Source organism: Pseudomonas sp. DR208, assembly GCF_019823005.1.
Taxonomy (GTDB): Bacteria; Pseudomonadota; Gammaproteobacteria; order Pseudomonadales; family Pseudomonadaceae; genus Aquipseudomonas; species Aquipseudomonas extremorientalis.
Genome location: NZ_CP081944.1, coordinates 3,946,564 through 3,966,282, shown reverse-complemented (window position 1 = coordinate 3,966,282; position 19,719 = coordinate 3,946,564). Strand labels below are relative to the sequence as shown.

Annotated in this window: 17 protein-coding genes; 6 read left to right on the top strand and 11 right to left on the bottom strand. The window is 63.2% G+C overall.

Translation table 11 applies throughout. The features are described from left to right. Positions 1-3: 3 nt before the first annotated feature. From K5K89_RS18015 to K5K89_RS17990, 6 genes are all read right to left on the bottom strand, one after another. Positions 4-945, bottom strand: coding sequence for a D-isomer specific 2-hydroxyacid dehydrogenase family protein (locus K5K89_RS18015; protein WP_222539946.1), 942 nt, complete (start codon positions 943-945; stop codon positions 4-6). Further along, positions 942-2,120 carry an acyl-CoA dehydrogenase family protein gene (locus K5K89_RS18010; protein WP_222539945.1) on the bottom strand — a complete coding sequence of 393 codons (1,179 nt, stop codon included), beginning with the start codon at positions 2,118-2,120 and terminating at the stop codon, positions 942-944. Before K5K89_RS18010 ends, K5K89_RS18015 begins: the two co-directional genes overlap by 4 nt. Continuing rightward, positions 2,117-3,466, bottom strand: a complete 1,350-nt coding sequence (locus K5K89_RS18005; RefSeq protein WP_222539944.1) for an LLM class flavin-dependent oxidoreductase — start codon at positions 3,464-3,466, stop codon at positions 2,117-2,119. Before K5K89_RS18005 ends, K5K89_RS18010 begins: the two co-directional genes overlap by 4 nt. A gap of 12 nt (positions 3,467-3,478) precedes the next feature. After that, entirely contained in the window at positions 3,479-4,453 is a 975-nt protein-coding gene (locus K5K89_RS18000) for an ABC transporter substrate-binding protein (protein ID WP_071490097.1), read from the bottom strand. Between the two features lie 85 nt (positions 4,454-4,538). After that, entirely contained in the window at positions 4,539-6,122 is a 1,584-nt protein-coding gene (locus K5K89_RS17995) for a rhodanese-related sulfurtransferase (RefSeq protein ID WP_222539943.1), read from the bottom strand. After that, positions 6,119-6,730 carry a cysteine dioxygenase gene (locus tag K5K89_RS17990; RefSeq protein ID WP_071490095.1) on the bottom strand — a complete coding sequence of 204 codons (612 nt, stop codon included), beginning with the start codon at positions 6,728-6,730 and terminating at the stop codon, positions 6,119-6,121. Before K5K89_RS17990 ends, K5K89_RS17995 begins: the two co-directional genes overlap by 4 nt. A 217-nt stretch (positions 6,731-6,947) precedes the next feature. Between K5K89_RS17990 and K5K89_RS17985 the strand changes: the two genes are divergently transcribed. Together K5K89_RS17985 and K5K89_RS17980 are read left to right on the top strand one after the other, a co-directional pair. Continuing rightward, positions 6,948-7,853 carry a LysR family transcriptional regulator gene (locus K5K89_RS17985; protein ID WP_071490094.1) on the top strand — a complete coding sequence of 302 codons (906 nt, stop codon included), beginning with the start codon at positions 6,948-6,950 and terminating at the stop codon, positions 7,851-7,853. 107 nt (positions 7,854-7,960) lie between these two features. Further along, on the top strand, positions 7,961-8,758 hold the full coding sequence (locus K5K89_RS17980; RefSeq protein ID WP_222539942.1) for a class II aldolase/adducin family protein: 798 nt from the start codon (positions 7,961-7,963) through the stop codon (positions 8,756-8,758). Between the two features lie 50 nt (positions 8,759-8,808). Here the strand turns inward: K5K89_RS17980 and K5K89_RS17975 are convergent, their stop codons facing one another. The 3 genes from K5K89_RS17975 to K5K89_RS17965 form a co-directional block, all read right to left on the bottom strand. Further along, the gene (locus K5K89_RS17975; RefSeq protein WP_092245654.1) at positions 8,809-9,891 is read right to left on the bottom strand and encodes an LLM class flavin-dependent oxidoreductase; all 1,083 of its coding nucleotides are present in this window, start codon (positions 9,889-9,891) and stop codon (positions 8,809-8,811) included. A 375-nt stretch (positions 9,892-10,266) separates the two neighbouring features. Beyond that, positions 10,267-10,614 carry a hypothetical protein gene (locus tag K5K89_RS17970; RefSeq protein WP_093126872.1) on the bottom strand — a complete coding sequence of 116 codons (348 nt, stop codon included), beginning with the start codon at positions 10,612-10,614 and terminating at the stop codon, positions 10,267-10,269. 146 nt (positions 10,615-10,760) lie between these two features. Beyond that, on the bottom strand, positions 10,761-11,483 hold the full coding sequence (locus tag K5K89_RS17965) for a pirin family protein (protein WP_071490090.1): 723 nt from the start codon (positions 11,481-11,483) through the stop codon (positions 10,761-10,763). A gap of 180 nt (positions 11,484-11,663) precedes the next feature. Between K5K89_RS17965 and K5K89_RS17960 the strand changes: the two genes are divergently transcribed. Continuing rightward, complete coding sequence (locus tag K5K89_RS17960) at positions 11,664-12,614, top strand: GlxA family transcriptional regulator (protein ID WP_222539941.1); 951 nt, start codon at positions 11,664-11,666, stop codon at positions 12,612-12,614. Between the two features lie 149 nt (positions 12,615-12,763). Continuing rightward, a complete protein-coding gene (locus K5K89_RS17955) occupies positions 12,764-14,233 on the top strand; it encodes a winged helix-turn-helix domain-containing protein (RefSeq protein WP_222539940.1) in 1,470 nt (489 codons plus the stop codon). On the opposite strand, the gene K5K89_RS17950 is transcribed toward K5K89_RS17955, so the two are convergent. Then, entirely contained in the window at positions 14,180-16,942 is a 2,763-nt protein-coding gene (locus tag K5K89_RS17950) for an ATP-binding protein (RefSeq protein ID WP_222539939.1), read from the bottom strand. The genes K5K89_RS17955 and K5K89_RS17950 overlap by 54 nt on opposite strands. Positions 16,943-17,000: 58 nt before the next feature. Continuing rightward, positions 17,001-17,399, bottom strand: coding sequence for a helix-turn-helix domain-containing protein (locus K5K89_RS17945; RefSeq protein ID WP_071490086.1), 399 nt, complete (start codon positions 17,397-17,399; stop codon positions 17,001-17,003). A 204-nt stretch (positions 17,400-17,603) separates the two neighbouring features. Between K5K89_RS17945 and K5K89_RS17940 the strand changes: the two genes are divergently transcribed. Continuing rightward, positions 17,604-18,512 carry a LysR family transcriptional regulator gene (locus K5K89_RS17940; protein WP_071490112.1) on the top strand — a complete coding sequence of 303 codons (909 nt, stop codon included), beginning with the start codon at positions 17,604-17,606 and terminating at the stop codon, positions 18,510-18,512. A 768-nt stretch (positions 18,513-19,280) separates the two neighbouring features. Further along, positions 19,281-19,718, top strand: coding sequence for a carboxymuconolactone decarboxylase family protein (locus tag K5K89_RS17935; protein ID WP_071490085.1), 438 nt, complete (start codon positions 19,281-19,283; stop codon positions 19,716-19,718). Position 19,719: the final 1 nt, after the last annotated feature.

The window sequence follows — 19,719 nt, the reverse complement described above, 5'->3', positions numbered from 1 at the left end:
CGATCAATTGGCACGGTTGTACAGCTCAACATTGGCAGCATACCGCGCCAGGTTCGCCAGGAACGTATCGGCGATTTCCTCCTTGCTGCGGGTGGAAATCGCCGAGGTGTGCGGCGACAGCCTTACCCGCGGATGGGTGTACAACGGATGCCCCAGCGGCAACGGCTCCGGCTCGGTCACGTCCAGCGATGCCAAACCAACCTGCCCATTGTCCAGCGCTTGCAGCAACGCCTCCTGATCCAGCAACCCACCCCGTGCGATATTGATCAGGTGCAACCCCGGCCTGGCGCTGGCGAGGACGTCGCGGTTGATGATATGCCGCGTGGTCTCGGTCAGCGGCGCCGCCACCACCAGGTGATCGGCGCGGGCGAACAGGTCGTGGATGTCCCTGGCGGCTTCCACGCCTGCGCTGAACGGCGCCGGGCTTTGACGCAGCGCCACCACCCTGATGCCCAGGGCCAGGGCCTTCTGCGCCAGGCGTTCGCCAATCGCTCCAAACCCCAGGATGCCCAGTGTGGTGCCCTTGAGCGGGCGCAGCGGGGTGAAGTGCCACTGGTCATCCTTGACCCAGATGGCCGGCAGGTGCTTGGACGCGGCAAAGATCGCCGCCAGGGCGAATTCGGCCAGGTTGTCGGCGGCGCTGCCACGCGATGTCGTCACCGGAGGGCCGTTGAACAGCCACTGCGGGTAGAAGTCGATGCCCGACGACACCAGGTGCACCCACTGTGCGCCGTAGGGCCAACCGGGTGGCGGAGTGTCCGGGGCGGTGTAGCCGCGCACGTTGATCGGGCGCAGCAGCAGGATATTCGCCTGGGGCGGCAGGTCGCTGGGCACCCCGACGGGCACCCCGATCACCTGGGCTTCGGGATGGATCGACGCCAGGCGCTGGCGGATCACCTCGTTGTAATCCTCGTCCAGCTGGCTGGCGATAATCACCTGGCTCATGTGCGCTCCTTGTGGCGTTGGGCGAAGGCGGCCTTGCCGACACCTTGTAATACAGCGTCGTTCTGTGGGGTATGCACGCGGCTGCACAACACGTCGCGGTAGTGCCGTTGCAGCGGGCTATGGCGCGACAGGCCCGGGTTGCCCGAGGCTTCGATGGCCAGCTCCACGGCGCGGATCGCGTTGTTCGTTACCAGGTACTTCAATTGCGCGGCGTTGGCGGCCGGGGTGTGGCCCTCGGCAGCAGCGTCGAGCAGGCTGCGATTGGCAAACAGCAGGGTGTCGATATGGCCAACGGTTTCCTGGAAGCGTGGCAGGGTCGACAGCGCCGCACCGAGGTTGGACGGTTGGCGCTCCTCCAGCCAGTTCACCAGCCATTCCCGGGCGGCCTGGGCCACGGCGTCGTACACCGAGGACAACAACACTGACATCCACAGGAAGCCCTCGGGGTCCAACTCTGGCGCCGGCGCACTCCAGGGGCTGACGCTGACAGCGTGGTCCAGCGGCACCAGCACGTTGTCGAGCACCACTTCATGGCTACAGGTGGCGCGCATGCCCAGGTGGTCCCAGGTGTCGATGATGCTCACGCCGGGGCTGTCCTTGGGCACCAGCCAGGCGCCCACCAGCGGGTCGGCGTCGTCACTGCGGGCCCACACGCTGAACCAGCTCAGGCCGTGGCTGCCGGTGGAGTAGATCTTGCGCCCGCTGATGCGCCAGCCCTCGGCGGTGCGCACGGCGGTGGTCGCCGGCAGCCCGCCACGGGCCGGGGTGCCGAGGTCGGGTTCGACGCGCAGGGCGTTGATCAAGGCGCCATTGCGCACCGCGTCTACGGCCACTTGCCTGCGCAGGTGCACGGGCCAGGTCTTGCTGTCTTGCAGGCGGGTGTGTTGCAGGTATTGCATCACCAGGATCAGCGCAGTGGACGGCTCGCCCTTGGCAATCGCACGGATCGCCTTGCGTGCCTGGGACAGGCTGGCCCCGCCGCCGCCCAGGGTCTTGGGCACGGTGAGGGCGAGCAGGCCGTGTTCGTGCAGCAACTTGAAGTTGGCGTGAGGGAAAGCGCCGCTCTCGTCGTAGAGATGGGCGGTGCTGGCCAGCTCGGTGGTGAGGCGTTCGAGCAAGGCGTCGAAGTGGGCGACTTCCACGGAGCGCAAGGAGGGCTGCGAGGATTGGCTCATGCCAGCGCCTCTTGCTGCGCTTCAACCTCGGCGGCGACGCTGTAGCGGTTCACCGGCACTTCCAGGTCCAGGTTGTCGCGCAGGGTCTGGCCGCTGTATTCGCTGCGCAGCAGGCCGCGTTGTTGCAACACCGGCGCCACCAGTTCGGTGAAGTACTGCAAGCCATCCGGCAGCACCGAGTTGATGATGAAACCGTCACTGGCGCCGCGCTCGAACCAGGTCTGGATCGCATCGGCGACCTGTTCCGGGGTGCCGACAAAATCACGTTTGGGCCGCGAGAAACGCAGGGCCACTTCGCGCAGGGTCAAGCCTTCGTCCCTGGCCAGTTGCTTGATGCGGTCGGAGCCGCCTTTCTGGCTGTTGGACCCCAGGTCCCCCAGTTCCGGGAACGGCGCGTCCAGCGGGTATTGGCTGAAATCGTGGTCATTGAACGGGCGGCCGAGGGCGACGATGGCATCTTCCACGGTGACCAGCTCCACGGCCTGCTGGTAGCGGCTTTCCACTTCGGCCTCGTCGCGGCCGACAATCGGGCGGATGCCCGGCAGGATCGACAGGCTTTGCGGATCGCGGCCAAAGCCCTTGGCGCGGCGTTTCAGGTCTTGGGAATAGGCCAGGCCTTCTTCGATGCTGTCCACGTGCACAAAGATCGCATCGGCGTTCTGCGCCGCGAAGTTGCGCCCGTCTTCCGAGGTGCCGGCCTGGAAAATCACCGGCTGGCCCTGGCGAGAACGCGCGATGTTCAGCGGGCCTTTCACCGAGAAGAAATCGCCCTTGTGGTTGAGTGCATGCAGCTTGCCTGGGGCGAAAAATTCGCCGGACTGTTTGTTGTAGGTGAAGGCGTCGTCTTCCCAGGAGTCCCACAGGCCCTTGACGGTATCCAGGTGCTCCTTGGCGATGCGGTACCGCACGGCGTGGGGCGGGTGCTCGGCCTTGCCGAAGTTGTCGGCGGTGCCGCTGAGCCACGAGGTGACCACGTTCCAACCGGCGCGACCGCCGCTGATATGGTCCAGGGACGCGAACTGGCGCGCCACCTGGTAAGGCTCGGTGTAGCTGACGGTCACCGTGGCGACGAGGCCGATATGTGTGGTGATTGCGGCGAGTGCCGACAGGATCGTCAGTGGTTCGAAGCGATTGAGGTAATGCGGGCTGGACTTGGCGTGGATATGCAGGCTGTCGGCGATGAACACGAAGTCGAACTTGGCGGCTTCGGCCAATTCAGTCTGCTGCTTGTAGAAGCCGAAGCTGGTGCTGGCATTCGGTTGGGCCTGCGGGTGGCGCCATTCGCCCCAGCCGTGACCGACGCCATGGACCATGGCTCCCAGTTTCAAATGACGTGGCTTGCTCATGTGCTGCTCCTTTTAGCGCGAGGCTTGGTTGAAGGGGACACGCTTGGCGTTGAAGCTCTTGTCGAAGCCCTGCGACACGTCGATGTGCTTGAGCAGCAGGCCTTCCTGTTGATAGGTGTCGGCGGTCGCTTGCAGGCCGCTGATCACTGCGTCGTCGATCGTGACCGGGTTCAGGCGGGTGTCCTTGGCTACCGTCACGTGCACGTCCAGCGGCAGGCCGGTGATCCTGGCCTGGGCGGCGGCGTATTCATCGGGGTGGGTATTGGCCCAGGCATAGGCGCGGTCAACGCGGGCGACAAAGTCGTCGAGCTGCGGGCGCTTGTCGGCGATGGCCTGGCTGGTGGCGGCAAGGTACAGGTGGTTGCTCAGCAGTTTATTGCCACTGACCAGCACGCGTGCCTGGCTTTGCGAGGTCACTACGGTGGTGTACGGGTCCCAGGTGGCCCAGGCGTCGGCGGTGCCGTTATCCAGCACCAGGCGTGATTCGCTGGGCAGCAGGAAAATGAACTGCACGTCCCGGGTGGTCAGGCCGGCGGTGGCCAGGGCCTTGATCGCCAGGTAATGGCCGATGGAACCACGCCCGGTGACGATCTTCTTGCCCTTGAGGTCGGCAACGGTCTTGATCGGTGAGTCCTTGGGCACGACCAGGGCGGTGGTGTTGCGCCCTTCGGAGTGGATGATGCTGACCACCTTGAGAGATGCACCGGCACCGAGGGCGAACACGTACGGCGCATCACCGAGGGCGCCGATGTCCACGGCACCGGCGTTGAGTGCTTCGCCCAACGGTGAGGCAGACGGGAATTCCGACCACTGGATTGTGTAAGGCACGTTCCGGGTTTCGCCGGAGGCTTCCAGCAGCGCCTTGATCGTCGATTTCTGGTTGGCCACCCGCAGCGGTTGCAGGTCAGCGGCAGCGGCGCTGCCGATCAGGCCAAGGGCGAGGGCGGTGCCCAGGAGCACGCGTTTGAAAGGGGTGGTGTAGAGCATGGGGCAAACTCCAGGCGTTTGTGGTGTTTCAAGGGATACCTCCGCCTGGAGAAGGGGTCGGATTCCATCACATGTACGGGGTGGGTCAGATCACATGGAAACCGTGGGTGCCGTCGCGTGCCAGCTGGTCGACCAGGCCGAATTCCCAGTCAAGATAGGCCTGCATGGCTTCCCTGGGGTTGTCGGTGCCTTCGTACGGGCGGCGGTAGCGGTCGATACGCGGCGAGGCCAGGTGGGTTTCGCCTTCTTCCAGCGGCAGTTGCGCGTTGATCCAGCCGGCGGTGCCGTCCTGCAGCAGGAACACTGGCTTGCCGGTAAGGGCTTCGACTTCAGCCACCGCCAGGCGCGCCAGTTGGCTGCTGCCGCAGGTCAGCACGTAGCGCTGGGCGGCGGGCACCTTGGCCAGGGCCTGGGGCAGTTGCGCACGCAGTACCCACCAGGCTCCGGGAATATGGCGCTTCACATAGTTGGCGCTGGCGGTGAAATCCAGTACCACGGTGTCGCCGTGGGCCTGCCAGTCGGCGAGGGTAGAGGGGCTGATCGGTTCGGCCTGGGGCGGCGCCGGCACCGGCGCGACCCAGGTACCTTGCTCGCTGAAGTGTTCCGCTTGCAGGTCATCCAGCACATGCACTTCCCAGCCCAGTTGGGCCAGCCAGGACGCAGACATGTTCGCGCGTACGCCGTCGTCATCCGCCAGCACCAGCCGCGCACCGCGCACGCTGGCAACGTGATCGGTTTCCTGCACCAGTTGCCCGCCCGGTGTGGAGCGCGCGCCTGGCAGGTGGCCGGCTTCGAATTCTTCCGGGGTGCGGACATCGAACAGGTAGGTGGTGCGTGTGGTGTCCTGCTGCCAGGTACGCAGGTCGCTCAGGGTGGCACGGCCAACGCGGGCCTTATCGGCCACGCGGCGTGCATCGATGGCGGCGGCCAGGCGATGCTCCTCGCTGGTCGGCGCAAAACGTCGAGATTGGCCATGGGCAAGCTTCTGCCCGGCCAGGGTCCAGCCGATGGTGCCGTTGCGCAGGGCCGACACCGGGTTGGCCACGCCGGCATTGATCAGCGACTGAGTGCCGATAATGCTGCGGGTACGCCCGGCGCAGTTGACGATGATGCGGGTGGCCGGGTCCGGCGCCAGTTCGCGGGCGCGCAACACCAGTTCGGCCCCCGGCACGCTGATGCCGGTGGGAATGCTCATGGTCTGGTATTCGTCGAAACGCCGGGCGTCGAGCACCACTACGTCGGCCTGGCTGTCGAGCAGCGCCTGCACCTCTTCAGCGGCCAGGGACGGCGTATGGCGTTCGCTTTCCACCAGTTCGCCGAACGCCTTGCTCGGTACGTTGACGTCGATGAACAGCTCGCCACCGGCGTTGCGCCAACCGTCCAGGCCTCCTTCAAGCAGGCTGACCTGGGTGTAGCCCAAGGCAACCAGGCGTTCGGCAGCGCGGGCAGCCAGGCCTTCACCATTGTCATACACGGTGACCTGGGTATCGCGCCGCGGAATGCGCGCATACACCTCCAGTTCCAGCTTGGACAGCGGGATGTTCGCGGCAAACAGTGGATGGGATTCGGCGAACGGCGCTTCTTCGCGCACATCGATCAGGGCGACTTCTTCTTGGTCCAACAGGGCTTGGCGAATCCGCGCAAAGCTGCGGGTGGAGAGGGTGGTCATAGGGCAGGGCTCTTTTCTTTGGACAAATCCCAGATATTCGGGAGAAAGGCGTTGGAATAACCGGAGATAAACAGTTTCTCGCTGCCGTCGGGCTGGTACACCGCGCGGCGCACCGCACCGATATTGGCGCCGTACACATGGATACTGATGGACACCTGGTCGCTATGGGCGTTGCTCACCTGGTGGATGTCGCCGACCTTGGGCGACACCGCTTCAACCTGGCCCGGCACCAGCCGTATCGGCTTGCCTTCAGCCACCAGGCTGCCGTCAGGGGCGCGTTCAAACCCTTGGGAAAACTCTGAGCCGCGCAGCATGCCAATCAGGCCCCATACCCGGTGGTCATGGATCGGTGTGCTTTGCCCCGGCCCCCACACAAAGCTGACGACACTGAAACGCTGGCGTGAATCGGCATGCAGCAGGAACTGCTGGTAGCGCTCGGGATCGGGTTGGGCGAATTCGTCGGGAAGCCAGTCGTCGTGGCTGACCAGTTGCGCCAGCAGCTTGCCGCCACGGTGCAGCAGGTCGCCTTCGCGTGGATTACCGTCGATCAATTCCGCCAGGGCGCCTATGAAGGCTCTGAGTCTCTCGGGGTGTCGGGCCTGGGTCATGACAGTTCCATCTTGCGGTCGGTGGTGATGGGTTTATATAAGCATAATGTTTATAGTTAATATGCTATTTTTTAATGATTAGCTTATAGCTGAAGGTAATTTAGAACTGGTCTGAATAGCGTTAGACGTTATCGATCACAGCGCGGGCTATCCAGGCGGCTTTCCTGCAACTATGCTTCGCACACATCTTAATGACTGTTCTCTATGTGCGGCCCAAATGAAAATTGACGATATCGATGCCTTTGTCGAAGTGATTCGTTGCCAGTCCATCAGCCACGCCGCCGAGTCGTTGCAACTGACCCAGCCGGCCATTACCCGTCGCGTGCAGAACTTCGAGCAGGCATTGGGGGTGGAGTTGTTCGACCGCAACACCAAGCCCCTCAAGCCCACGTTGATCGGCACCCGCGTCTACGAGCAGTGCCGGTTGATCCTGCGCGAGATGGACGCGCTGCGCGAACTGGTGGCCACCGATGCACCCCCCACTGGCCTGTTGCGCCTGGGCGTGCCGCAGACCATCGGCGACGTGGTGCTGCTGGATGCCCTCAAGCACCTGCGCACCGAATACCCCGACCTGCGTGCCCAGGTCGCTACGGGGTGGGGCAGCCAACTGGTGGGCAAGATCGAGCGCGGCGAGCTGGATGCGGCGGCGGCGTTGTTCCCGGCGGGCAAGATTTTCCCGGACAACATCGTCGGCGAGTCCATCGGCAAGATGGAACTGGTGGTGGTGTGCGCCAAGGCGCAGTTGCCGAAGAAACCGTGCAAGCTGGCGGATGTGTACCAGAACGGCTGGGTTCTCAACCCGGATGGTTGCGGCTTCCGCGCCGGTCTGCAGCGCACCTTGTCTGACCAGGGCCTGGCGTTGCGGGTCAACCTGGAAACCTTCGGCACCGAGCTGCAATTGGGCCTGGTGGCGGACGGCCTGGGCCTGGGTTTGGTGCCGCGACCGTTGCTGGAGCGCAGCGCCCATCGCGAACACCTGGCGGTGATGCCGCTCAAGGACTTCAAGCCGGTGATGGACCTATGGCTGATCTATCCGCACTTCCTGGGCAACCTGCAGGGGCCGGTGGATGCGTTTGGCAAGCTGGTCGCTGCCTCGTTGCACAAGATCAAGGAGGCTGCATGATATGAAAAAAAATAATAATTAGCTTAGATTAAAATGTGCTTTTTATTATTTTTTTGCATCCCCTAGGCTTGCCTGGAAGTCCTTAAGGCCATTCAGGAAGTTTTGCCATGAGCAGCGTCACCTCGATTTCCAGCGTTTCCAGCAACACCGTCCGACAACGCGTCACGCCAGAAGAATGGGAAGTGCGCGTCAAGCTGGCCGCCGCCTATCGTCTGGCGGCCTTATACAAGTGGACCGACCACATCTATACCCACTTCTCCGCCCGCGTGCCGGGCCCGGAGGAGCATTTCCTGATCAATGCCTTTGGGCTGCTGTTCGATGAAATCAGTGCGTCCAACCTGGTCAAGGTCGACCTCGACGGCACTATCGTGGATGACCCGACGGGCCTGGGCATCAACTACGCCGGCTATGTGATCCACAGCGCCATCCATGGCGCGCGTCACGACCTGCAAGCCGTGCTGCACACCCACACCCGGGACGGCATTGCGGTATCGGCGCAAAAAGACGGCTTGCTGCCGATCTCCCAGCACTCCATCGGTTTTTCCGGGCGCGTGGCCTATCACGGTTATGAAGGGATTGCCCTCGACCTTGACGAGCGCGAGCGGTTGGTCGCTGACCTGGGCGACAAAAGTGTGATGATCCTGCGCAATCATGGGTTGTTGACCGCGGGCGTCAGCGTAGAGCATGCGTTTCAGCAACTGCAGCAACTGGAGCGGGCCTGCAATATCCAGATTGCAGCCCAGACAGCGGGGAATGCGGAGTTGATCTTCCCGCCGCAGGAAGTGGTGGGCAAAGTCGAGCAACAGGCCAAGGCGCACGCCAGCGGCGAAGGTCCGGGCGTGGCGCGGCATTGGAATGCGCTGGTCCGGCAGTTGGAGCGTAGCGATACCGACTACAAAAACTGATCTTGATGTGGGAGAGGGCAAGCCCCTCCCACATTGGTTTTGCGTTTTTCTCAGGCTACTTGTTGTGCCTGTTCGCGTTCTGCGATCAATTGGCGGGTGAGGGGGATCAGGCGCTTGCCGTAATCGATCGCATCATTGAGCGGGTCGAACCCGCGAATCAGGAACGTGGTGATCCCCAGGTCGTAGTAATCCACCAAGGCTTCCGCGACCTGCTCAGCGGTGCCCACCAGCGAGGTGGAATTGCCCTGTGCACCGAGCAACCCGGCAATCCCGGTCCACAAGCGTTTATCCAGCCGGGCACCTTGAGCCGCCGCGGCGAGCAGGCGGCGCGAGCCTTCGTTGGGCGGTTCACGCCGCACAAAGCCGTTTTTCTCGGCCAGCTCGGTCGCCTGCTGCAGGATGCGCTCGGCCCGGGCCCATGCCAGCTCTTCGGTCTCGGCGAGGATCGGCCGCAACGACAAGCTGAAACGGATCGTACGCCCATGCCTGGCTGCTTCGGCGCGTACCTGGGTCACGATCTCGCGCACCTGCTCGTAAGTTTCGCCCCACAGCGCATACACGTCGGCATGCTTGCCCGCCACTTCGATTGCGGCTTTGGACGAGCCGCCGAAATACAGCGGGATATGCGGCTGCTGCGGCGACTTCACCGTGGAGTGCGCACCTTCGACCTGATAGTAGGTGCCCTTGAAGTCGAAGGGCTGTTCGCTGGTCCATTCCTGGCGTACCACGCTCAGGTATTCGTCGGTGCGGGCGTAGCGTTCGTCCTTGCCGATATGGCTGCCATCGGCGCGCAGTTCGCGGTCGTCACCGCCGGTGATGATGTGCACCGCCGTACGCCCGCCGTTGAATACATCAAGGGTGGTGAATTGGCGCGCGGCCAGTGTGGGCTGGGCGAAACCGGGGCGATGGGCGATGAGAAATTGCAGCCTGGTGGTCACGCTGGCGGCGTGGGAGGCGATCAGCGTGCTGTCCGGGCTGTTGGAGTGGAAGGCCACCAGGGCACGGTCGAAACCGGCCTCTTCGTGGGCGCGGGCCACGCTCTCGACATAGTCGGGTTGCAGGGTAGGGCCGCTGCGCGGATGGATCTCGGAAGCGTGATGGCCGCCAATGTAGCCGATGAATTCGATGCTCATGGTCTGTCCTTGTCTTGGGTGTGATTACCACCTCCACCGGGCAGGGGGTCGGTTATTCGCGTCCAAAGTAGGGGCAGGGGCGGGGTCTGTAAAATGCCGATTGGTTCTAACCTAATTATTAAAATGTTAAATTATAAAACTGATTAGATATCAATTAATTGCATTTTTAATGTCCGGGCGAATTATCCACCGGTTTTGCATGCGCCAAGGCTGACCTTGGATAACGTTGTATTTTTCCCGGCACTGAGGGCCTGGATCTTAACGGGTCGGTGTCGCCTAATTGGTGGTCGCGCCGATCAGGTCCATCAAGCGCCCAAAGGCGAAAAAAAAACCGGCTGATCAGGCCGGTTTGGGGTTCCCGCAAACAGCGCGGGATTATGCGTTGTTGCCTTGCAGGCGATCAGCACCGCCTTCGGCAAGACCACGTTCCTGCAAGCGGTCAGCACCGCCTTCGGCCAGGCCACGTTCCTGCAAGCGGTCAGCGCCACCTTCGGCTACGCGGTTACCTTGCAGACGGTCAGCACCACCTTCCGCGACACGGCGTTCCAGCAGGCGGTCCGAACCACCTTCGGCAACACGGTTGCCTTGCAGGCGGTCAGCACCACCCTCGGCGACGCGGCTTTCAATCAGGCGATCCGAACCGCCTTCAGCCACGACCGGGTGGGCAAAAGCATTGGCAGCGAGTACCGAGAAAGCGAGGCTAAGCAAGATTTGGCGTTTCATGAGAGTGTGCTCCGAGTGTGTTGGTTGGGGTGTTGCCTGGTATGGGGTTGATGTTACGCGTTGCATTTTTCAAGAGAACTTCATTGGGCTGATGGTGACTATCGACGCCAGCGATGGCTCGTTTTTGCGAGCCATCGCGGGGCCGGTCATGGCATCTGCGGCAGTTCCTGCGGGCGCAGGTCGAACACCAGCACCTCGGCATCTTCACCGTGGCTCAAGCGGATCTGCCGTTCATCCCGCACCCGGGCGCCGTCGCCTTCGCGCAAGCGCTGGCCGTTGATTTCAACGCTGCCCCGGGCCACATGGAGGTACACATGGCGATCGGGCGGCAGGTCCAGGGTCGCGGTTTCATCACCGTTGAACAGCCCGGCATACACCCGTGCGTCTTGGCGCACGCTGAGGGAGCCATCGGCACCGTCCGGCGAGATGATCAACTGCAGGCGCCCACGCTTCTGGGCCTCGCTGAAGTGTTCCTGCTGGTAGCGTGGTTCGGCACCGGCCACGGCAGGCACGATCCAGATTTGCAGGAAGTGCACGCCACGGGTCTGGCTGTGGTTGAACTCGCTGTGGGCCACGCCGCTGCCGGCGCTCATCAGTTGCACATCGCCGGGGCGGATCACCGAGCCGGTGCCCAGGGTGTCCTTGTGTTCCAGGGCGCCTTCGAGCACATAAGAGAAGATCTCCATATCACGGTGTGGGTGCTGGCCGAAACCTTTGCCGGCGGCGACACGGTCATCGTTGATCACCAGCAGGTCGGAAAACCCTTGTTCGTTCGGGTTCCAGTAGTTGGCGAACGAGAAGGTGTGGAACGACTTCAACCAACCGTGATTGGCGGCGCCGCGTTCGGAAGCTTTGCGAAGGGTCAGCATGGTCTTGTCCTCAAGTGAGAGCGGGCTGCGGCATGCAGGGCTCTTGCGTTGAGAAGAAGGTTAATGGTTACTGAAATATTCATTAAGAAGATGAAAACTGAATTACTGTCGCTTTAAAGTTGACAGTTTCAAGCGTGTCATAATGCCTGCCGTACTCCTTCCCGATGGACCTTTCCCGCTATGAAAACCGTGGCCATGGTGCTGTTTCCGGACTTCCTCCTGCTCGATATGGCAGGGCCGCTCGAGGTGTTTTCCATTGCCAACCGTTACCTGCCAGCGTCGGCGCACTACCAGATCCTCACCCTCGGCACCGAGCCCGGTCCATTGCGCGCCTCCAATGGCGTAGCCGTGCAGACTGACCTGCTGCTGGACCAGGCCCAGGATGCCTATGACCTGCTGCTGGTGCCCGGCGGCCCCGGTGCCTATAACGAATGTCATCCGGCGCTGCTGCCGTGGCTGAGGGCCGCGGCTCCGCGGGCGCGGCGCTTCGGTTCGATCTGCACCGGGGCCTTTGTGCTGGGGCATGCCGGGCTGCTGGACGGTCACCGCGTGACCACGCACTGGCACTACACCGAGCGACTGATCAAGGCGTTTCCCAAGGCAATGGTCGAAACGGATCGCATCTACCTGCAGGACGGGCGCCTGATCACTTCGGGCGGCGTCACGGCCGGCATCGACCTGGCGCTGTCGGTGGTGGCCCAGGACCATGGCAAACAAGTCGCCGTGGACGTGGCCAAGGTGTTGCTGGTGGTGATGAAACGCCAGGGCGGCCAGGCGCAGTTCAGCCCGATGACGGCGGCGGTGGCACCGCAGGAAACCACGATTACCCGGGTACAGAACCATGTGCTGGCGCATCTGGACCAACCGTTCACCATCGAGTCCATGGCCGAGCTGGCCGGTATGAGCGCGCGTCATTTTGCGCGGTTGTTTGCCAGGGAGGTGCAGATGACGCCCATGGTCTTCCTGCAAGGCGCGCGCATCGACCGCGCCCGGCAATTGCTGGAAACCACCGACCTGCCGCTCAAGACCGTGGCTTTTCACGCAGGCTTCGGCAGCGTGCGGCATATGCGCTTTCTGTTCAGTGAAAAACTGGGCCTCAACCCGACCCAATACCGACAGCAGTTCAGTTAACGACAGAATGTCCGTCTCGCGCACCCGAATGTCCGTATCGCTCCCTGTGCCAGCATTGTCCTGTCACGGGTAGCTGGCAAGATAGCGTCAAGCCCACGGAAAAGGATGCGCAAACGCCCAGGGCCGGGTGTTTCAGCGCTATTGCACACATGAACAATCCTCAGGCGATTGACGCTGATGGCACGGTACGCTTCGGTGCCTATGTGTTTCACCGGCAGCAGCGGTTGGTCAGCAAGTCGGGTTGGCCGGTGCCTGTGGGCGGGCGTGCGCTGGATATCCTCACGGCGCTGCTCGAAGCGCCCGGGCAGTTCATCAGCAAAGCCACCCTGATCGAGCGGGTCTGGCCGAACAGCGTGGTGGAAGAAAACAACCTGAGGGTGCACATCGCCGCACTGCGTCGCGTGCTCGATGGGCAGCAGTTCATTCTTAATGACCCTCTGCGCGGCTACTGTTTCGCAGCCCCGGTGCAGGGCGCGCAGCCCGCCGCGCTGCCTCGGCACAACCTGACGGCGCGGCTCAGTGCGGTGGTGGGCCGTGACGAGGTGTTGGGCGTGCTGGTTCGGCGTCTGTCCGGGCAACACCTGATGACCCTCACCGGGTGCGCCGGTGTCGGCAAAAGCACCCTGGCCCTGGCATTGGCCCAGCGCGTGTTGCCGCGCTACCGGGACGGCGTGTGGTGGGTTGACCTGGCCACGGTGGAAGCACCGATGACCATGCTTCGCGACCTGGCTGCCGCGCTGCACCTGGAACCCTGCGCCCACGCCAGCGAGCTGTGCCGTCAATTGGCCTCGCGCCAACTGTTGCTGGTGCTCGACGGCGCAGACCTGCTGCTCGGCGCCTGCCGGCATCTGGTGCGTGTGCTGCGCGAAACCGCGCCTCAGGTCAGCGTGCTGGTGACCAGCCGTGAAAGCCTGCAAGTCCCCGGTGAATGGGTACAGCGTGTGCCGAGGCTGGCGATCCCGGCGCCGGCGGCCATGGGCAGTATCGAACAGGCGATGGCTTACCCGGCGGTGCAGTTATTTGTTGCGCGGGTGCGTGCCGGCCAGCAAGGGTTCGCGCTGCGCCTCCATGACCTGGCGCCGCTGCGAGACATCTGTCGGCGTCTGGACGGTATCCCACTGGCCTTGGAGTTGGCCGCCGCCCAAGTCGATGCCCTCGGTGTGCGCGGTTTGCAGCAGCAGTTGCGCGCGGGCTTGCAGGTGCTGACCCGAGGCCGGCGCACCGCGGTGGAACGCCACCAATCCCTGACGGCGGCCCTGGACTGGACCTACCAGCGCCTGAGCCTGCCGGAGCGCTGGCTATTCCTGCAATTGGGTTTATTCAAGATGGCCGTGACCGTGCCCACCTTGAGTGAACTGGTCGCCGGGACCGAGTTGGAACACGCCGACCTGTCCTACCTGCTGGGGCGCTTGGTGGGTGCGTCGCTGCTGACCCTGGAACCGGGCCCAGGCAGCCCGCGTTACCGCCTGCTCAATTGCATGCGCAGCTACGCCCTGGCGCAACTGCGCGACCCGTTGCAGGTGGCGCGTTTGCAACAGGGCTACGGGCATTACCTGGGGCGGTTTTCAGGCCGGCCGTTTGTCCTGCAACTGGTCGAGCAGGCTGCGTACGCGGACTAGGTCCTGGGTGGCAAAGCCTTCGGTGAAGCGGGCGTAGATCGAACCCAGCAAATCGCGCGCCGCCTGTACGCGGCCTTGCGTCTGCCACAGGCTTGCCAACGAGGTTGCACTGCGTAATTCCCAGGCCAGCGCGCCTTGCTGGCGCGCCAGGCCCAGGGCTTCCAGCAGCAGGGCTTCTGCCGCACGGCTGTCGGCCAGGCTTTCGGCGCGCACTCGCAGGATTTCCGGGGTGCACCAGCCGGCTGCGCCACTTCTGGCGCGCTCGAAGGCCGCGTCACTGACCTCGATTGCATTGAAGGTCACCAGGATATCCTCGACCAGGCCCAACCCCTGCACATCCGCGATGGTTAGCGTGCCTTCATAACAACGCGCCCAGGTGTGAAACAACTGCACCGAGTGCTTTTGCGCCTGCAGCAGCAGTTGATCCTGGTGTTCGTGGGCCATGGCGCTGTCGCCGTTGTAGCGAGCGATGACCACCCCGGCCAATGCCAGGGTGTAGCAGATCGACGTACCGTGATTGATTTGCAAGGCCAGCGCCAGCGCCTGGCTCGCCGTACGCCACGCACGCTCCGGATAACCGCGCAGCCACAGGATGCGTGCAAGGATGGTCAGCGAGGCGACGCTCTGGTCGTACTGCACGCCAAAGCCATGGGTAAAGCGGTTGAGATGGCCGCTCTGGGCCATGCGCTGGATCACTTGCTCGGCATTGTGCTGCGCGAGGGCCTGGTGACCGGCGAAGTGCTGCGCCAACACCCGCAGGCGCTGGGCACTGAGGGACAGCAAAGGCTCGGCACGGGGGCCGAGCTGGTCGAAGTGCAGGCTCTGCGCCAAGGCCTCCCGGTAGTTGCCGCAGCACAGGTTTACCGCCATGTGCCCCGATACCGCACGTAACTGGCCAGCCAGGTCCTTGCCGGCTTCCGCCAGGCGACGCGCGCAACTGAATGCTGCAATGGTCTGCGGCGTGCCGCCCTGGGTGTGATAGGAAAAACTGCCCAGCGCCAGCTGCAAGGCCATGTTCAAGCGCTGGCTCGGCGCATTCGATTGCCTCAGTCGCGCCAGGGCCTTGCCCACATACAAGCCATGTTCGCGCAGCAGCGACAACTCCTGCCACAACGGCATCGCACTCACCGTCAGGCGAATGCCCAGCAGGTGCGCACCCTGGTCGCCCAGGCCCCAGTCGAGGGCGGCGCGGATGTCTTCGCGCAGCGGCGCATAACGGTCGATCCAGGTCTGGGTTGCGATCAGCTCCCAATCGTCCTGGGCCTGGTTCATCTGCGCCAGGCAGCGCTCGGCGTGGCGCTGGCGGGTAGCGTGGAGTTCCTGGGCGACGCTGAGTTTTTCCAGGGCATAGGTGCGGGTGATGTCCAGCAGGCGGTAGACCATCTCGTCATCGCCGGCTTCCACATTGAGCAAGGACTTGGCGACCAACTGGGTGATCGAACCCAGCACTTCGTGTGGTGCAATCTGCTCCCCGGCAATCACCGCCGCTGCGCTGGCCAGGCTGAACCCTCCGCGAAATACCGCCAGGCGACGCAGGCAGATCTGTTCGCAGGCGGTCAGTAGCGCAAAGCTCCAGTCCAGGGTGGCGCGCAGGGTTTGATGACGGGGCAGGGCGCTGCGCCGGCCTCGGGTGAGCAGGCGAAAGTTGTCTTCCATTTGCACCAGCAGTCCGGGCAGGCCGAAGCGTTCGATCTGCGCCGCCACGAGTTCGATGGCCAGGGGAATACCGTCCAGGCGCTGGCAGATATCAATCGCCAGCGGCAGCTCGGCCTCGCTCAGTTCAAAGCTGTCCTGATGGGACATGGCCCGCTCGATCAACAATTGCAGGGCCGGGTAGCCCAGCGCCTGGGCGCGGTTGCCGGTGGCGGGCGGGCAGGCCAGGGGCTCCAGGCGCTGCACGTGTTCGCCCTCGGCGCGCAATGCCTCGCGGCTGGTGGCCAGGATGTGCAATCGGGGCGCGTGGCGCAGCAGGGTTTCACTGATAAGGGCGATGTCGTCGAGCACGTGTTCGCAATTATCGATCACCAGCAGCAACTGGTGCTCCTGCAAGCGCCGCGCAAACGTGGGCAGGGCTTCGTGCTCAGCGTGGGTAAGGTCGAGCAGGGCGGCAAGGTTGGGCAGGATCATCGATGGCGCGCTCAGTGGCGCCAGGTCCAGTAAGCGGATGCCGTCGCGGTAGTGCCCGATCAGCAATTCCGCCACCCGCAGCGCCACTGTGGTCTTGCCGATGCCGCCGGCGCCGGTCAGGGTGATAAAGCGTTGCTCGGGCAGTTGCTGTACCAGGCTGTCGATCAGGGCCTGGCGGCCGAGCATGCGCGTACGGCGCAGCGGCAAATTGTGGCAGGGGCGTTGGGGGGCACCTTCGGTTGGCAGGGTCATCGGCTCGATGCTCAGTGGCGCAACAAAACTGTAGCCCCGCTGGGCTACGGTCACGATATAGCGCTGCCCGGCCTGGCCATCGCCCAATGCCTTGCGCAACGCCGCCATGTGCACCCGCAGGTTGCCGTCTTCCACCACGCTCCTGGGCCAGACGCGGGCAATCAGTTCCTGCTTGCTCACCACATTGCCGGCCTGTTCCAGCAGGATCAGCAGGATATCCACCGCACGCCGGCCCAGCCGCAACGGTCGACCGGCCTCCAGCACCAGGCGCTGGCGCGGGTGGATGCGGTAGGGGCCGAAATGCACGGCCTGGTCGCTGAGGTCGTTCATGGGTGGCCATGCTCGGAACGGGATGAGCGGCCAGCATAGGCCAGGCAGGCCAGGACCACTAGGCCGCGATCACTTGCGGTTTAGGGCGAGAGTGGTGATTTCGCCAGGTCATCGGGTTGACGCCTTCGCTACGGGTGAACATATGACAAAAGTGCGCCTGGTCGCAGAAGCCGCATTCCAGGCTGATTTGCGTCAGGCTCAAGGATGACTGGGCAATCAGTTCCTTGGCCCGCTGGATGCGCTGTTGGCGGATCCATTCCTGCGGCGACAGCCCGGTGGTGCACTTGAAGGCACGGGAAAAATGGCTGCGCGACAGGGCGCAGGCCTGGGCGATGTCGGCAATGGCCAGGCTTTCGCCGAGATTGGCCAGGATCAGTTGCTTGGCGATGCGCTCGCGCCGGGGGCACAGGCCCCCGGTGGCGGACAAGCGAGGGGTGTATTGATCGAGTCGGGCCATGACAGATATCCGCAGTCGATGGGAGCGTTCCCGGTGGATGGATGCAGTGTAGACGTGGCCAATCTTGTTGCCGGACCGTCCGGCTGACGAGTTAATCGTTGTTAATTTCGCCAGGTGCCGACCAGGAAAAGACAGCACAGGCGTGCAATGTGGCCGGCGCCTGGCGTGGTTATCTGTGAGCTTGCCAACCGTGTGGATATCATCATGAATCGCAACGACCTGCGCCGCGTCGACATGAACCTGCTGGTGATTTTCGAGGCGTTGATGTTCGAGAAGAACCTGACCCGGGTCGCCGAAAAACTCTTCATGGGCCAACCGGCGGTGAGTGCGGCACTGGGACGCTTGCGCGATCTGTTCGACGACCCGTTGCTGCTGCGCAACGGGCGGGGCATGGAACCCACGCCACGCGCCGTGGCGATACTCAAGGAGTTGCAACCGGCCATGGACACCATTTCCGGCGCGGTCAGCCGTGCCAAGGATTTCGACCCTTCCACCAGTTGTGCAGTGTTTCGCATTGGCCTCTCGGACGACGCTGAATTTGGCCTGTTCCCACCGTTGCTCAGCCAACTGCGCGAAGAGGCACCGGGGATCATCGTGGTGGTGCGTCGGGCCAATTACCTGTTGATGTCGTCGCTGCTGGCCAGCGGCGAGATTTCGGTGGGGGTGAGCTACACCACGGAATTGCCGGCGAATGCCAAGCGCAAGAAACTGCGGGATATTCCGTGCAAGGTCTTGCGTGGGGATGACGGTGTTGAACCGTTGACCCTCGACGACTACTGCGAACGGCCCCATGCGATGGTGTCGTTTTCGGGGGATTTGAGCGGCAACATCGACCTGGACCTGGCGCGCATTGGTCGTACCCGCCGGGTGGTGCTGGCGGTGCCGCAGTTCAGTGGGTTGCGGGCGTTGCTTGCCGGTACGCAGATTATTGCGACGGTGCCGGATTATGCTGCGTGTGCGTTGACGGAGGGCACGTCGCTACGGGCGCAGGACCCGCCGTTTGCGATCGATGCGGCGGAGTTGTCGATGGTGTGGAGTGGGGTGCATGACAATGATCCGGCGGAGCGGTGGTTGAGGGGCAGGATTGGGGAGCATATGGCTCGGGTGGTTTGACTGAGTACATATCCGATGCTTCGGTAACGGCTACTTATGGTTCCGCTCTTACAGCGGCTCACTTTTGAAGAGCGCAAAGTAAGCAAAACGCTCTTGCCCCAACACTCGGCACCTCGCCTAGGCTCGGTGTGCCCTCTCTCCGGCTTGAATCCGTGGGCCGCCGCAATGGGCCATCCATGGCCCAGTGCGGCTAACCCGGCGTCCTGCCGGGTTACCCACGGATTCAAGCCTGCGTTCGGCCAGCGTGTTTGACGGGGCGATCCCAGATCAAAAGCAAGAGCGCGGCGGCCTTAGAGCCGACCGGATTGAATGGCCGGTACTCGGTCAAAGTGTGGGAGGGGGCTTGCCCCCGATGGCAGTGTGTCAGTCACTGATGAGTTGGCTGGCACCGCCATCGGGGGCAAGCCCCCTCCCACAGTTTGATCTTCATGTATCAGTTGAAGGGTGGTTTGCTCTGGCTCTGGCTTTTGATCTGCTTTTGATTTTGATCTTAGGCCCCCCAAATCACTGTCGGATTACGGGCACACCGAGCCTAGGCGAGGTGCCGAGTGTTGGGGCAAGAGCCCTTTGCTTACTTTGGGCTGGGCCGGCATTCCGGCTTTTCCAAAGTGAGCCGCTGTAAGGGCGGAACCATAAGCGGGCGTTACCTAAATAACGGATATGTACTCACAAAAATTGGTCACCCATTCTTACCCCGAATTGGCTATTCCTCCCCCAAGGCCCGATGACTAACCTAGCCATCAATCCCCACTGCCCTGGAGCATCACCATGCAACCCCGTACCGATTTCTACACCGCTTCCCCAGACGCCATGAAAGCCATGCTCGCCCTGGAAGCCGCCGTGGGCAAACTCTCCATCGAGCTGCCACTGCTGGAACTGATACGCCTGCGCGTCTCGCAGATCAACGGCTGCGCCTTCTGCCTCGACATGCACACCGCCGACGCCCGCAAAGGCGGCGAGACCGAACGTCGCCTGTACACCGTGTCAGCCTGGCGCGAAACGCCGTTCTTCACCCCGCGTGAACGCGCTGCATTGGCTTGGGCTGAAAGCCTGACCCTGATCAGCCACACCCACGCGCCGGATGAAGACTTCAACGCACTGGCCGCCGAGTTCAGCCCCAAGGAACAGGTCGACCTCAGCGTGGCCATCGCCACCATCAACAGCTGGAACCGCCTGGCCGTGGGTTTCCGCAAGATGCCGAAGTAAG